This is a genomic window from Mycobacterium sp. MUNTM1 (assembly GCF_054660795.1).
Genome location: NZ_BAAGDE010000015.1, coordinates 1 through 15,514, shown reverse-complemented (window position 1 = coordinate 15,514; position 15,514 = coordinate 1). Strand labels below are relative to the sequence as shown.

At 63.9% G+C, this 15,514-nt stretch carries 13 protein-coding genes; 2 read left to right on the top strand and 11 right to left on the bottom strand.

What is annotated here, in order from left to right:
* Positions 1–229: 229 nt before the first annotated feature.
* Both ACYQ8K_RS10885 and ACYQ8K_RS10880 read right to left on the bottom strand, forming a co-directional pair.
* Positions 230–766 (bottom strand): RrF2 family transcriptional regulator, encoded by a 537-nt coding sequence (locus ACYQ8K_RS10885; protein WP_459968742.1) that lies wholly within the window; start codon positions 764–766, stop codon positions 230–232.
* Between the two features lie 136 nt (positions 767–902).
* Positions 903–1,370: a nitroreductase/quinone reductase family protein gene (locus tag ACYQ8K_RS10880; RefSeq protein ID WP_459968740.1), complete on the bottom strand. Its 468-nt coding sequence runs from the start codon at positions 1,368–1,370 to the stop codon at positions 903–905.
* A gap of 227 nt (positions 1,371–1,597) precedes the next feature.
* On the opposite strand from ACYQ8K_RS10880, the gene car reads away from it, so the two are divergent.
* Entirely contained in the window at positions 1,598–5,155 is a 3,558-nt protein-coding gene (gene car, locus ACYQ8K_RS10875) for a carboxylic acid reductase (RefSeq protein ID WP_459968739.1), read from the top strand.
* 127 nt (positions 5,156–5,282) lie between these two features.
* Here the strand turns inward: car and ACYQ8K_RS10870 are convergent, their stop codons facing one another.
* Both ACYQ8K_RS10870 and ACYQ8K_RS10865 read right to left on the bottom strand, forming a co-directional pair.
* Entirely contained in the window at positions 5,283–6,200 is a 918-nt protein-coding gene (locus ACYQ8K_RS10870; protein WP_459968737.1) for an alpha/beta fold hydrolase, read from the bottom strand.
* Between the two features lie 107 nt (positions 6,201–6,307).
* Positions 6,308–7,174: an alpha/beta fold hydrolase gene (locus tag ACYQ8K_RS10865; protein ID WP_459968735.1), complete on the bottom strand. Its 867-nt coding sequence runs from the start codon at positions 7,172–7,174 to the stop codon at positions 6,308–6,310.
* 83 nt (positions 7,175–7,257) lie between these two features.
* Here ACYQ8K_RS10865 and ACYQ8K_RS10860 point away from each other — a divergent pair, with 83 nt between their 5' ends.
* Positions 7,258–7,776 carry a CGNR zinc finger domain-containing protein gene (locus ACYQ8K_RS10860; RefSeq protein WP_459968733.1) on the top strand — a complete coding sequence of 173 codons (519 nt, stop codon included), beginning with the start codon at positions 7,258–7,260 and terminating at the stop codon, positions 7,774–7,776.
* 549 nt (positions 7,777–8,325) lie between these two features.
* Here the strand turns inward: ACYQ8K_RS10860 and dnaB are convergent.
* From dnaB to ACYQ8K_RS10825, 7 genes are all read right to left on the bottom strand, one after another.
* Positions 8,326–10,953, bottom strand: coding sequence for a replicative DNA helicase (dnaB, locus tag ACYQ8K_RS10855; protein ID WP_459968731.1), 2,628 nt, complete (start codon positions 10,951–10,953; stop codon positions 8,326–8,328).
* Positions 10,954–11,483: 530 nt separating this feature from the next.
* Complete coding sequence (rplI, locus tag ACYQ8K_RS10850) at positions 11,484–11,942, bottom strand: 50S ribosomal protein L9 (protein WP_459968729.1); 459 nt, start codon at positions 11,940–11,942, stop codon at positions 11,484–11,486.
* Positions 11,943–11,972: 30 nt separating this feature from the next.
* On the bottom strand, positions 11,973–12,227 hold the full coding sequence (gene rpsR, locus ACYQ8K_RS10845; RefSeq protein WP_003874730.1) for a 30S ribosomal protein S18: 255 nt from the start codon (positions 12,225–12,227) through the stop codon (positions 11,973–11,975).
* A 42-nt stretch (positions 12,228–12,269) separates the two neighbouring features.
* A complete protein-coding gene (locus ACYQ8K_RS10840) occupies positions 12,270–12,788 on the bottom strand; it encodes a single-stranded DNA-binding protein (RefSeq protein ID WP_459968727.1) in 519 nt (172 codons plus the stop codon).
* Between the two features lie 126 nt (positions 12,789–12,914).
* Positions 12,915–13,205, bottom strand: coding sequence for a 30S ribosomal protein S6 (rpsF, locus tag ACYQ8K_RS10835; protein ID WP_007771721.1), 291 nt, complete (start codon positions 13,203–13,205; stop codon positions 12,915–12,917).
* Between the two features lie 134 nt (positions 13,206–13,339).
* Complete coding sequence (locus ACYQ8K_RS10830) at positions 13,340–13,981, bottom strand: DJ-1/PfpI family protein (protein WP_459968723.1); 642 nt, start codon at positions 13,979–13,981, stop codon at positions 13,340–13,342.
* Positions 13,978–15,514 (bottom strand): glycosyltransferase family 87 protein (locus ACYQ8K_RS10825; RefSeq protein ID WP_459968721.1); only part of this gene is annotated, 1,537 nt, incomplete at its 5' end. The genes ACYQ8K_RS10825 and ACYQ8K_RS10830, both read right to left, overlap by 4 nt.

Here is a 15,514-nt window from a genome sequence, read left to right as displayed (position 1 = left end):
CCCCGCAACAAAGGCTCAAGCCCGTCAACGGCACGCCGATCGGTTCCCATTAGGTTCTCAAATCCACTGTCCAATTGCGGAGCTCTGACCTGCGCTAACGCAGTTTGTCTCGCGTCGTGTCCACAGCGATTTGTCCCACGTGCGTATCCATTTTTCAGCACCTCTCAACCGTCAGGCCGCAAATCATGACTTGGCCTTTTCAGACGGCAGCTGATCGCCGCTCGGCGTCCTACCGGCGCGACTTGCTGCGGCTGCGGGCCGGTGCGCGCGTGCCGGCCTTGGGCTGTAACTCCGCGCGGGCATGAGGCCCCAGCCAGCGAACTACGCGCTCTGCCGACGGTTTGGCGGTATCGGCGACGAGATCGCCGATCGTGGTCGAGGCCAGCGAAGCCCGGTACGCGGCTTCGGCGTCGGACATCACCGAGGCGATGCGGCACGGCGTCCGGCATTGCGTTTTCGTCAACCCGACCGGCCCGCGTTGACGAATCTCGGCGCAGCGGAATCCGCGTTCGCCGCCGCTGAGCGCCTCCACCACGTCGAGCACCCGAATCTTGGCTGCGGGCCGCGACAGCCGGTAGCCGCCGGCCACCCCTGGGACCGACTCCAGCACGCCAGCGTTGACCAGTGATTTGAGCACCTTGGCCAGGTACGGTTCGGGCAGGTCGAAGAATTCGGCGAGCCGACGCCGCGCCAACGGCGTACCGTCGCTTTGCGCAAGCAACCAGCAGCAGTGCAGCGCCCATTCGGTGCTCTGAGGTAACCTCACCGCCCGATTGTAGACGTATCGAATCTACGATAGAGGTGCCGGTCCAATTTCAACGGTTGCGGCGCGGCTCGGTGGCGATGAGCAATGTCGGCCAACGGCCGCGATTGCAGGCCGCGGCCGCCGTTCGTCGTTCTCACTATGCTGTACTGCGCTGGAGTTCGAAGATCGGGATGGTTCTCTTCGTCTGCTCCTGATAGTCGGTGAAGCTGGGATTCTGCTCAATCAAGAATGGCCACAACGCATCGCGCTCTTGCCGAGGCAGCTCACGTGCCGTCGCATCGTATGTTTCGTCGGCGACCTCCACGACGACGCTCGGGTGAGCCCACAGGTTGTGCGCCCAGGCGGGGTTGACCGGGCTGCCGGCGAATGCCGCGATGACGTAACGCCTGTCGTTGTGATCGAATCTGAAAAGTGGTGTCTCGACGGGGTTTCCCGATTTGGCCCCCACAGTGTGCAGGATCAGACTCGGTAGTCCTGCCAAGGGACCGCTGATGATCTGGCCATGGTTGGCTCGAAACTGCGCCAGTACGTTGGCGTTAAACGCCTTCTTCGCGGCGGGATCCGCGTCATGGGCGAGGCTGGAAATATCGGTATCGGCGGTCATCTCGTTTTTCCTTTCTAGTTGCTTGACAACGCGTTGGTGGCCGGGATTGGCCGGAGCCGACAGGCATCCGCGGCACGCCGTTCCTGTCGAGCGGCAACACCGGCCATCAGAGAATCCATTCCCGCCTGAGCCGATCTGCATTGCGAATCGTGGACCTGGAATATACATGTTAACTTGGACGTTAACCATCTACGTTCGCATGTCAATCGACGAAAGTAGGCGAGTTCATGCCCCTCGGTGTTGATCAGCACGAGCACCCATTGGTCATCGGCGATGCGGACCTCGCGAAGCGACGCGAACGACGGATCGCTGAGCTCTACGACACCGATGCACAGTTCCGCGCCGCCCGACCTGACCCCGCGGTGCTCACGGCCGCCACGAAACCGGGCCTTCGACTTGCTGAGGTGCTGCAGACGTTCTTCGAGGGCTACAGCGAGCGCCCAGCTCTGGGTCAGCGGGAGATTGAATTGATCACCGACCCGGAGACGGGGCGCACGAGTGCGTCACTGCTGCCAGTGTTCGAGACCATCACCTATCGGCGGGTCTGGCAGCGCGTCAGGGCTCTTGCTGCGGCGTGGACGCACGACGCCCACGCACCGCTCACCGCGGGCGACTTCGTCGCCACCATCGGGTTCTCCAGCGCTGATTACTTCGTAGTCGATTTGGCGTGTGCCTACCTGGGATTGGTCGCGGTTCCCCTGCAGCACAACGCTACGTTGGGACGGCTGCAACCCATGATCAGCGAAACCGCACCGAAGGTCATCGCGGTGAGTGCCACCTACCTCGAGCTTGCTGTGGCAGCCGCCGCGCACCACAACGACGCGTTGCGCCATCTCGTCGTTCTTGACTACCGGCCCGGAATTGATGCCCAGCGTGAGGCGCTGCAGAATGCCCGCGAACAGCTCGCCCAGACCAATCCGCAGATAGTCGTCGAGGTCATCGACGACGTCGTCGCGCACGCCGCCGGATTACCCTCGGTACAGCCGTACACCGGCGGCTCACCCGACCGGCTGGCCATGATTCTTTACACCTCCGGCTCCACAGGTACACCAAAGGGCGGTGCCAGCACCGAAGCTGCCGTGGCACGGCTGTGGACATCATCGTTTCTGACTGACAACGACGCCCCGGCGATCAACGTGAACTTCATGCCGCTCAACCACGTCGTCGGCCGGCTGTCGCTGATCTCCTCGGTACAAGCCGGCGGCACCAACTACTTTGTCGCACAACCCGATTTGTCGACGCTGTTTGATGACTGGGCCCTGGTACGGCCCACGGCGCTCGGACTGGTACCCCGTGTGGTTGAGATGCTCTATCAACGACACCGCAACGGCGTGGAGCGGTTGATCAGTCAAGGTGCCGATCCCGCCGCCGCACGACGACAGGCGGATACCGAGCTGCGCGAGAAGGTCCTCGGTGGACGCGTCGTATCCGGTTTCGTCAGCACCGCGCCCCTGTCGGCAGAAATGCGCACCTTCCTGGACACCACCTTCGCCACACACTTCATCGACGGCTACGGCTCTACCGAAGCCGGCGCAGTCGCGCGCGACGGCGTGATCGTCCGCCCGCCGGTCACCGACTACAAACTCGTCGACGTGCCCGAACTGGGCTACTTCACCACCGATCGGCCGCACCCACGCGGAGAGCTAAGGGTCAAGTCGGCGGCAATGTTCCCCGGCTATTTCAAACGGCCCGAGACGACGGCGGAAGTCTTCGACGACGAGGGGTACTACAAGACCGGCGACGTCATGGCCGAGATCGCGCCCGATCATCTGGTCTACCTCGACCGTCGAAACAATGTCCTGAAACTGGCCCACGGCGAATTTGTCGCTATCGCCAACCTAGAGGCGATCTACACCGGGGCAGCATTGGTCAACCAGGTCTTCGTGTACGGCAACAGCGAACGCTCCGGCTTGCTGGCTGTCGTCGTGCCTACCCAACACACGTCCGAGCAACACACCGACCCCGACGCCCTCAAGGCCGCGCTCACCGCCTCCTTGCACCGCACGGCCACCGCCGCTGAACTGCAGCCCTACGAATTTCTCCTGGATATCCTGGTCGAAACCGAGCCCTTCACTGTCGACAACGGTCTGCTGTCGGGGGTCGGAAAATTGTTGCGCCCCAACCTGACAGCGCGCTACCGAGACAAACTCGAACAGATGTATTCCGATATCGATTCAGCGCGCGACGACGAGTTACGCCAGTTACGCGACCTGGCGGCGAGCCGGCCCGCAATCGAGACCGTCGTCAACGCGGCCGCCATCATCTTGGGATCCCGCGACATCGATCACGGCACTCATTTTCTGGATCTCGGCGGGGATTCGTTATCGGCGTTGACATTCGCCAATCTCCTCGACGACGTTTTTGGAATCGAGGTCCCCGTCGCTCGCATCATCAACCCGGCCGGCGATCTTGCCGACCTGGCTAACTTCATCGTTAAACACCGTTCGGCCGTTACCACCCGACCGAGTTCGTCATCCGTGCATGGGGGCGACCACGAGGCCCGAGCGGCTGACTTGACCCTCGACAAATTCATCGACGCCGCAACGCTTTCCACCGCACCGGAACTGCCCCGTGCCACCGGCGAGCCCGGCACCGTCCTGCTAACCGGCGCCACCGGCTGGCTGGGCCGGTTCCTGGTCCTGCAATGGCTTGCGCAGAAATCCCGAACCGGGGGCACCCTGATCGCACTGGTGCGCGGCCGCAACAACGCCGAGGCACGACAGCGGCTCGACGCCGTGTACGCCGGTGACGCCGAGCTAGCCGAGCGCTATCACGCTCTGGCCGCCGATCACTTGACGGTACTCGCCGGTGACGTCGCCGAACCAGATCTCGGAGTCGATGTCGACACGTGGCACACCCTTGCCGGCGAGGTTGACTTGATCGTGCACCCCGCCGCGCTGGTCAACCATGTACTGCCCTACCGGCAACTGTTCGGGCCCAACGTCGTTGGGACCGCCGAAGTGATTCGCTTGGCGCTGACCAATCGCATCAAGGCGGTCAACTACTTGTCGACAGTGGCAGTTGCGATGAGTGTGGATTCCCAAGAATTTCTCGAAGACGGGGACATTCGTTCGGTCAGCAGCACGAGGCCGATCAACGGCGACTACGCCAATGGATACGCCAATAGCAAATGGGCCGGCGAGGTGTTGTTGCGCGAGGCGCACGATCTGTGCGCACTGCCGGTAGCCGTCTTCCGCTGCGACATGATTCTTGCCCACTCTCACTACCCGGGCCAACTCAATGTCCCCGATATGTTCACCAGACTCCTACTGAGCCTGCTGTACACCGGTATCGCGCCCGAAACGTTCTACCGCACCACCGCTTCCGCGCATCGGCCACGTGCTCACTACGACGGATTACCAGTCGACTTCGTCGCCGAGGCTATTACCTCAATCGGGCGCCAAACGTCGCACGCCGATCACGGATTCCGCTCCTACGACGTCATGAATCCCCACGACGACGGTGTCTCGCTCGACACTGTGGTCGACTGGTTGATCCACAGCGGCCATCCCATCACCCGGCTCGCGGACTACCGGCAATGGCTCGACCGTTTCGAGACCCGACTGAGGTCACTGCCCGAACAGCAACGCCAACTCTCCGTACTGCCACTGCTTCATGCCTATCGCAGCCCCGAGCAGCCCCTGCTCGGGGCTGCGGCGCCCACGGAGGTGTTCCAGCAAGCCGTCAAAACCGCGAATTTAGTTGGCTACGAGGGCATTCCGCACATTGACGAGGCGCTGATCAACAAGTATCTTGCCGACCTGAAGCGTCTAAATCTGTTGTAACCCGGCTGTGCCGGCCCACTCCCATCGAGGGCTGGAAGCACGCCATCGACCACCAGCAACCGCGGAAATCGCTTGCTACTTCACCGACGACGCGTTGTTTCTTGGTCCCACCCGTACGCCAGTGTCTTCAGTGTTGAGCTTCGAGCATGAATTCGCGCAACGTTGTTGCCAGCGCATGCTCGGCCTCCAGCGCCAAGCTGTGGCCGCACTCGTCGAACACTGCGCTGCGCCGCGCCCCTGCACAGAGGTCACGCATTTGGTCCTCAACGAGATGGGCGAAGAACTCGGTAGCGCCGATGGTCAGAATCGGAAGACTGAGCTTGCTGACCGCGAGTTCACGATTGATCTCCGCGTTGCGCAGCCCCGCTCGGTAGCTCTCCAAGCAGCCCCGCAATCCGCCCGGCGCCTTGAGGCAGCTAACCCATTCATCGATGGCGGCATCGGAGATGGAATAGGGATTGTAGGTTTCGGCTTTGATCCAGTATGCCCAAAATTCCTTCTCGTGGCCCGTGATCAGCATTTCGGGCAGATGCGGCATCCAGAAAAACGGGACGTGCCACAACCAGATCCCTTGCTGGCGGTACTGAGCCGACAGGTGCTCTCGAGTGAAGGTCGACCACTCCTCGAGTCCTCGCCCTGAGAGCAACATTTCGGCGAACGACAGCGTTTTGACCATCTCAGGCCGGGTCGCGGCGAGGACGTAACCGTATTCTGCGCCCCGGTCTTCGCCATGTACATGGAACTGATTGTGACCTAGGTGGCGCATCAGCTCTGCGAGATCTGTGGCGTTGGTCAGGCTGTCGTAGCCCTCGGATGCCGGCGGCTTGTCCGTATAGCCGAATCCCCGAAGATCGGGTGCCACTACGGTGAAATGCTCAGTGATCAAAGGAAATAGCTTATGCCAGTAGTAATGGTTTTTTGGTGTTCCATGTAGCAACAGCAGTGGCTCTCCCTGTCCCGCCGTGACGTAGTGCACCCGGATACCGTTAACGTGCGCGCGCCCATGAGTGACGGGATCACCGCGGTGGTCAAAGATTTCAACCATGTCTCTACGTTCCCTTCGTATTTGGTGGGTCAGACCAGCGGTTGGCTGCGCCGGAGACGCGGCTCACACCGCCAGCCGCCTCGGGCTGCGGGGCGGTTGTGACCGGGTCAGCGGCGTAATTCTCGGCCCAGGAAGTCGTTGACCACAGCGGCAACCTCCTCGAGCGCAGTTTCGAGTAAGAAGTGCCCGCCGTCGAACAGATGGACTTCGGCCCTCGCGGTGTCGCGGGTGAACGCGTAGGCGCCCTCGGGTCCGAAAAAAGGATCATGCTTACCCCAGACGGCGAGCACTGGAGTCTGCTTGTCGCGTAACCAGTCATGCAACTTCGGATACAGCGGCGGGTTGGTGGCGTAGTCGCGGAACATCTGCAATTGGACTCGGTCGTTGCCGGGACGTGACAGCTGTGCGTAGTCGTAGTGCCAGGTATCTGGGCTTACCACAGACTCATCCGGTGCGCCGGTGGTGTATTGGGACTTGATCGCCTCCATGGTCAGTGCGTGTCGCAGCTGCGCCTCATTCTCCGGCGACGGATCGTCCTGATAATCCCAGATCGGTTGCCAGCCTTCGGCGATGAAGCCCTCGTCATAGCCGTTGCCGTTCTGGGTGATTATGGCTGTCACCGCGTCGCGATCCCACAGCGCCAACCGCCAACCGATCGGCGCACCGTAGTCCTGCACAAAGATGGCATACCTCTCGACGCCCAGTTCCTCGAGCAGTTTCGCGGTGATCTGGGCCAGTGCGTCGAAGGAGTAGTCGAACTCCTCGACGGTCGGGGCATCAGAGAGCCCGTAGCCAAGGAAGTCGGGTGCGATGACGTGATACCAGTCGGCAAGCAGCGGAATCAGATTGCGATACATGAACGAACCGGTCGGAAATCCGTGCAGCAGCACGATTGTCGGCCCGTCGCTGGGGCCGGCTTCCCGGTAGAAGATCTGGTGATCACCGATGGTGCGATAACGATGATGAACGGCCACAGGTCTAACCTCCATAAATAGTTTTGCCGGTTATAGACAAGCACGTGGTAGTCTAACCTGTCAAGCCGTTGGAGGGGGTTAGGGTGGTGGTACGCACTGATGTCGACGAGGCGTTCTTTCTTGCCTTGCTCAACACCACGCCCGTCATTGATGGTGTGTCCCACGATGAACTCGGCGATGACCGATCCGCCGCACGCTGGATTGCCGAGCACGCCGACAATCCTCCTAAGAGAACCGATTTCGCGTTGCTACGCAGCACCCGCGATGCGCTGCAGCAAGTGATTCGCGGTCACGCCGACCCAGCGGTGCTGTCGCCGGCATTGCGGCGTGTCAATTACCATCCGATGATCCGCGACAATCACATAGAGTGGCAGTCATCTACCCCATCCAGCGATGAGCTCGCGGCCCTCGCGGTTGTGACATGGGACTATCTCCAGACCAACGCCCCTGGACGCGTGCGTGCGTGCGCGAACACCGAATGCAACCTGTTTTTGATCGACCGATCCAAGGGCAATAGCGCGCGGTGGTGCTCGATGTCGAGTTGCGGCAACCGGCTCAAAGCACGCCGGCACTACCGCCGCCAGTCCGGCTCCGCCGTCTGAGATCGCGGCGCCGGCCGTCGCCGTGCGGGGGCCGGATTGACGCGGGGCCTTCAGGTTCAACACCGAACCCGCATGCATCGCGCGCAACGCATACGCGGGTCGTTCACTGACGTCGATCGCGGCGCGGTGAACCCCTGTGCGGCACGAGCCGCAAGCTCGGCTGCTGACCATCGGGTCGCACCCGGGCTCATCGAAGACGCCTAGCTCATCCCGGTGTGGCTGGCCGCATCGCCGGTGCAGCGCGCCCACGCGGTACTACGCTGAAAACGCCTCGCACGACCGCGTTCGGCCGCGAGCAGCATGCCCCGCCGACGGCGGGTGCCGACCCAAATGCTGCCTGCGTGGTTGCCAACGCGACCAGTTCGACCGTCAGGTTGTGCTGCCCCCGCCCAGCGGGGTGTTAGTCGCGACGCCCGGGCCGGCCGGGGAATACGGTGCCGCCCACGGGCTGGCTGGATCACGTCATGCCGCCCGGGCGGTGCGCGCAACCGTTGCACCGCAGGTAAGGAGTGGTAGTACTACACTCACCAGCACCTCCTACCTCACTCCTTACCGCGCCATGTTGGTGAACCGCGACAGGTGCAGCTGGTGCGCGACCGTCACCGTCTTGGTGGGGCCGTTGCGGTGCTTGGCGAGAATGAAGTCCGCCTCTCCCCCGCGCGGGTCGTCGCGCTCGAACGCGTCCGGCCGATTCAGCAGGATCACCATGTCCGCGTCCTGCTCCAGCGATCCCGACTCACGAAGGTCCGACAGCATCGGCTTCTTGTCAGTGCGCTGTTCGGGACCGCGGTTGAGCTGGCTGATCGCGACGACGGGGACCTCGAGCTCCTTGGCCAAAAGCTTGAGGTGGCGCGAGAACTCGGACACCTCGAGCTGCCGCGACTCGACCTTCTTGCCCGACGACATCAGCTGCAGATAGTCGACGACGACCAGACGCAGGTCGGATTTCTGCCGCAGCCGGCGCGCCTTGGCCCGGATCTCCATCATCGTCAGGTTCGGCGAGTCGTCGATATACAGTGGCGCCTCGCTGATTTCGCTCATCCGGCGCGCCAGCCGCGTCCAGTCTTCGTCGCTCATGCGCCCGGACCGCATGTCGGCCAGTTTGATCTTCGCCTCCGCCGACAGCAGCCGCATGACGATCTCGGACTTGCTCATCTCCAGCGAGAAGATGACGCTGGCCATGCGGTGCTTGATCGAGCACGACCGCAAGAAATCCAGTCCCAGCGTGGAGTTATGCGTGGGCACCATTGCTTTGCCCGCCAGGTACATGTGGCTGTCGTTGTCCACTTCGACACAACGCACGGCAACCGACTCGATCGGGCGCACGTCCACAATGAAGCGCGAGCCACAGCGCGAGGTACCCGCTGTAGCCCGGCGCTCCTTGTGCGTTATGGCCTTTCGCTCCAATGCGAACACTTTGTCGTCCGTGGAAAAGGTCAAGGTGTAAGCGATGCTGGACGATTCGCAGCGGCCCGGGACGCGCTTGGTCGAGGTTTGGCAGCGATAGCCCAGGCTGACGATGAGCTCGTTGACGTCGCTCGCCAGCCGTTGACTGGTGACTGAAAATTGGACTGCGCCACCCGCGGTCACGGTTCCGTCGGTGTCGAGCAAACCGGCGAGCACGGCACGCCGCTGCGTTTCGGACGCCCGCAGGTATTCCGTTGGAATGTGCTTGTCACCAAGCACCCCGATCGTCCGCAGGCGTGCCTGCAATGTGCCCACGGCGAAGTGGCATTTCTGGCACAACCGCAGCCCTGCCGACGGTCCGCCGCAGCGAACGCACGTCGGGCTCGGCACCGCGGCAGAGACAAACCGGGCCCTGCCACCGCACGAACGCCCACAGGTCCGTACTTGACTGGTTTGCGGAATGAACGACCTGCCGCATACCACGCACTGGCGCGCGCCGGGCTCAGCGCCAGCCGGTAGGCGCAGCTGATAGCGGTACCGGGCGGATTCCGACGGAACGGCAACAATGCCGTCCGCTTCGATCCGCATGACGATTTCGGGATCGGCGGTGGTGATCTGCGCGGCGGCACTGGTCCCATCGCCCAGCCAAGCGCCGAGAGTGTATGCCGGAACCAATAATTCGCGCTCCGGAAGGTCGAGCGCGCGCGCATTGACCACGCTGTGGTTCAGTCGCCGATCTTGCACGGGGCAGCGCAGACTTGCGGCGATCTCGGCCGTGGTCCGCACCGCCGCAAAGGTCCGCTGATTTTTGTACCTGTTGTAGCCGACCGCCGCCGCCTGCGCCGACTTCCGGGATGCGCGTGTTTCGGTCAGCCATTGATGCGCCGCGTCGGCGACGATCACGGTCCCATCAGAGAATTCGACCTCGTAGCAAGGCCGCCCCAGCATTACATCGGTCGCGGCCACCACCCGCGTCGGCCGCCCGTCGGCTCCGAGCAACTCATCGCCGACGTCGAGATCACCCATCGTGGTCCAGCCGGTCGGCGTCGGCAGCAGCGTGTCCAGCGCGAGCGCCTTGCCCACGCCAGGCCTGGCCGCCACGATGATCATCTGCCCGGCGTGCAGGCCGTTGGTCACCTCGTCGAGCTCGGTGAAGCCGGTCGGCACGCCGCGTGCGACGCCGCCGTTCGACGCGATGGCGTCGATCTCGTCCATGGTCGGCTGCAGCAGATCCTCGAGCGGGACGAAGTCCTCCGACGTCCGGCGCTCGGCCACCTCGTAGATCTCGGCCTGCGCGCGGTCGACCACCTCGGCCACGTCGGCACCCTCGGCGCCCGCGTAGCCGTACTGCACGACCCGCGTGCCCGCCTCCACGAGGCGCCGCAGCAACGCCTTCTCGGCCACGATGGTCGCGTAGTAGCTCGCATTGGCTGCGGTCGGCACCGTCGAAATCAGCGTGTGAAGATACGGTGCGCCGCCGATGCGGCGCAGCAGGTTCCGGCGGTCCAGCTCCGCGGCGACCGTCACCGCGTCGGCTGGCTCGCCACGCCCGTAGAGATCGAGGATCGCGTCGTAGACGTTCTGATGCGCGGGGCGGTAGAAGTCGCCGGGCCGCAGCCGTTCCAGCACGTCGGCGATGGCGTCCTTGCTCAGCAGCATGCCGCCCAGCACCGCCTGCTCGGCCGCCAGATCCTGCGGTGGCTGCCGGCCGAAGTCCTCGCTTGGCGGCGAGGAATCCATGCCCGACGCCAAGTCATCGACGACCGCCACGGATTCCCTCCTCCCCTGATTCACGCATCCGAACATACATTCGATAGCCGGTATCGAGCGTAAGTCAAGGTGCTGACAACGCGCGCCCCGGAGCACCCGCACGCCCGGCGCCGGGACGACGTTAAACGTTGCTGGCTAGTACGCAAAGGGGGTGCTGTTTATGAAGCTGTGCATCGTGTGTGCATATCCGTCGACACCTGTGTTGAGCGGGGTGTGGAGAACCTGTGGATTAATGCAAAGGGCTAGGACATCAGTGCAGATACCGGCCATACAACGGCATGGAATTCGTGTGGACAAGAATCTCTACGGCGTGTCGGGCCAGGTTACTGCCCCGGGCGTGTTGGCTTTCCGCCGTGTTTTCCCAGCGTTACGGGCCGGTAACGCGCCCAGGCGAAATGCACCCCAGAAATAGTTCGCCAGGGAGCACGTCCGCGATCCCTGTCAGCGGCGCGCGGCGGCGTGCCCGCAGCACAAGAAGCCCGGCGGCGGCCGATCGGGCCACCGCCGGGCTGCGAGCAAATGTCGGGCGCTTAGCTCTGCGCGACGACCTCGAGCGCGAGCTCGACGTCGACCTCGGGGTGCAGGTGCACCGCCACCGGGTGGGTCCCGACGGCCTTGATGTGCGATTTCGGCAGGCGCACGATGCGTTTGTCCAGGTTGGGACCGCCGGCCTTCTTGATCGCGGCGACGACATCGCTGGCCGTCACAGAGCCGAACAACTTTCCGGAATCGGCGGCGGTCTTCACCGGCAGCGAGACCGGGCCGAGCGCCTCGATCGCCGTCTTGAGTTCGTTGGCGTGCCCGAGGTCGCGGACGGCCTTGGTTTCGCGGGCGCGGCGGATGTCGTCGGCCTGCTTCTGTGCGCCGCGGGAGGCCACGATCGCCAGCCCGCGCGGGAGCAGGAAGTTGCGGCCGTAACCGTCCTTGACCTCGACCGTGTCGCCGACGGCACCCAGGTGGTCGACGTCAGCCGTCAGAATCAGCTTCATCGTTTCGTACTTTCGGTAGGCCTGCGGCGACTATCGCGCCGAGGAGGTAAAGGGCAGCAGCGCCACTTCGCGGGCGTTCTTCACCGCGATGGCGATGTCACGCTGGTGCTGCACGCAATTGCCGGTGACGCGACGCGCACGGATCTTGCCGCGCTCGCTGATGTAGGTACGCAGCAGCGCGGTGTCCTTGTAGTCGATCGCTTGATCCTTCTTGGCGCAGAAGACACATTTCCGTGCCTTGACCGGCTTTTCCGGAGCCGGCCGCCGCTTGTTGGACTTGGCCATGTCTGTTTTTCTTTCCGTTCTCTTTTACTGAAGTTTTTTCAATCAGAAGGGCGGTTCGTCGTCCCCGCCGCCGAACGAGCCCGATGCGGGGGCACTGCCCCACGGGTCGTCCGCGGGTGCGCTGGTCGCCGGCGCCGCCTGTTGGCGCGATCCGCCACCGCCGCCACCACCGAAGCCGCCACCGCCACCGCCGCTGCGGCTGGCCTTATTGACCTTGGCCGTGGCATACCGCAGCGAAGGCCCGATCTCGTCGACCTCGACCTCGACGACGGTGCGCTTCTCACCTTCACGAGTCTCAAAAGAGCGTTGCTTGAGCCGGCCTGTGACTATCACCCGAGCGCCGCGCGTGAGGCTTTCCGCGACATTCTCGGCGGCTTCCCGCCAGATGTTGCACCGCAGGAACAGCGCCTCACCGTCTTTCCATTCCCCGCTCTGGCGGTCATAGATCCGGGGTGTCGACGCCACGGTGAAGTTCGCGACGGCGGCACCCGACGGGGTGAACCGCAATTCGGGGTCGGCGGTCAGGTTTCCAACAACGGTGATAGTGGTGTCACCAGCCACAATTTCCTCCTCGTTCCGACCTGTTCCTCGCCGCTCCGGTGATGGGTGTCATGAGCGTACTTTCGCTGAGCTCTCCACAGCCTAGGCAGGTGCGCCGACGAGAGGCACGCGACGCAGCCAAGGCTGTTAGTGCTTGTCGGTGCGCATCACCTTGGTGCGCAGTACCGACTCGTTGAGGCTCAGCTGGCGGTCGAGCTCGGACACGGTCGCCGGCTCGGCCTTCAGGTCGACGACGACGTAGATGCCTTCGGCGTGCTTGGCGATCTCGTAGGCCAGACGGCGCCGGCCCCAGATGTCGACCTTGTCGACGGATCCACCATCCTTGCGGACGACGTTGAGGAACGTCTCCAAGGACGGGGCAACGGTACGCTCGTCGAGCGTGGGGTCAAGAATGACCATGATTTCGTATGGACGCATGGAAACCTCACCACCTCCTCTGGTCTCAAGCGGCCACGGACGTTCCGTGGCAGGAGGGTCGCCTGCGTCGGCAACCGCATCAGGCTACCGGATAGCGGGCTGACCAGAAAAATCCGGCCGATTGGGCAACTTCGCTACTGCCGGGCAGCCAGGTATTCCTCGGCCCGGGCCACCGTCGCGGGATCGGCCCTGGCGAGCGCGCCCGAGTCGAAGGGCGGCTGCGGGTCGTATTCGACGAGCAGCTGAGCCGCCTGCGCGGCCTCGCGATCGACGAGCAGCTCCACCAGACGCAGGGCCATGTCGATGCCGCTGGACACCCCGGCCGCGGTGATGATCCGCTGCGGCAAATGTTCGACGACTCGCTCCGGCACGTAGCGGGCACCCAATCCGTTGAGGAGGTCGGCGGCCCGCCAGTGGGTGGTGGCGGTGAGCCCGTCCAGCAGACCGGCCGCGGCCAGCAGCAGGGCACCGGTGCACACCGAGGTGGTGAACGTGGTGTTCGGATGTACCGCTTGCAGCCATGCCCGGACGGCCTCGTCATGAACGAGCTGGCGGGTGCCGATGCCGCCGGGGAACACCACCACGTCGGGCTTATCCACCTCGTCGAAGGTGAGGTCGCAGCTGACACCGAGCATTCCGTTCTCGGTCCGCACCTCACCGCGCTGGTGCCCGACGAACACGACGTCGATCGACGGAATGCGTTGCAGCACTTCGTAAGGGCCCACCGCGTCGAGTGCGGTGAATCGCGGGAAGATCGGGATGGCGACCTGCGTCATGGCGCTGGGGCCACTCCGCTGGCCATCGCGGGTTGCTCGTCGGCGTCGTGGGATTCCGGGACGCTCGAGCGGCGCGAACCAACCGGCCGCAACCAATCCGGCACCCAGCCGGGCGGCGCGTCGGGTGCGCGGTCGAAGGGCCCTCCCGCCGGATCGTCCACGCGGCCGCCCCAGCGCACCAAGTCCTCACCGGTCCGATAGATCTGGCGAATAACCAACGCGCACAACATGATAACCGCGATGTCTCGCAGCAGCACGGTGGTGGTGAAGAACTGTTCGGGCAGCGAACGGTTGGGGTTGCCGTACAGGTAATACATCCGCGGCACCCACACCAGCGCGTCGACGGTCATCCACGCCAGCAGTAGCCGCCGATGCGGGAGTGCGAGCACCGCCAGCGGCACCAGCCACAGCGAGAACTGCGGGCTCCACACCTTGTTGGTCAGCAGGAAAGCGGCGACCACCAGAAACAGCAGCTGCGCCACCCGTGGCCGTTGCGGGGCGGTCAGCACGATGAATGCGATTGCCGCACAACACGCCACGAACAGCACCGCGACAACGGTGTTGAGCACCGTCGGCGGCTGCCAGAACCCGAGCTTGGGATCGAACCCCCGCCAGCCGGTGAATGACTTGATGACGTTGTACACCGAGTCCATGTCGTCGCCGCGACGGGTGTTGAGCCGGAAGAACTCCGACCAGCCGCGCGGAAAGAACACAAGCACGGGCAAATTCACCAGCAGCCAGGTCACCCCCGCCGCCACCGCGGTGCGAACCCACGCACGCAGGCGCCCGGTCCGGATTCCCAGCAGCAGCATCGGGCCCAGGAACAGCAACGGATACAGCTTCGCGGCGGCACCCAATCCGATCAGCACCCCGGCCAGCACCGGTTTTCGCCGCGCCCAGGCCAGCAGCCCGGCCATCGCGAAAGCCGTTGCCAGCGCGTCGAAGTTGGTGAATATCTGAAAGATCAGTATCGGGGAGGCGGCCACCAGGGCTGCATCCCAGATCCGCCGCCCCGCCAGGCCGGCGCTCGCCCAGACGGTGGCCAGCCAGGCCAGCGCCAGCCCAAAGGCGGCGACGTCGAAGAACATCACCACCTCGGCCACCACCGGGAGCGGGGCGAGCTTGGTCAGCGCCGTATAGGTCTTGGCCAGCGCCATCGACACGTACTGATAGATCCCGGTCAACACCGGATACTCCATGTAGCGCACCGCCGGCTGGCCGTCGTAACGGATCTGCTGGGCACCGGTCGAGTCGGTCTCGACCCAGCTCGACTTGTAGGGAAACTTGCCCTGGCTCAACAACTCTGCGCCGTACAGCGGCACCGTGTCGGAGTAGCACAGCTCGTAATAGGCGCGCTGGTTGTCCCAGTTGGCTACCCGCTGGTCGGCGGTCCCGGTTCCGGTGCTCTGCAGACAGGCCGCCTTCGTCGACCAGCCGAGCGCCAGGAACACCAGCGCGATCAAGAACATCACCCGCACCGGGGTCATCAACCGGGCGCGGCCGATCAGCGCGTGCCGGCCGACCGGTCCCCCG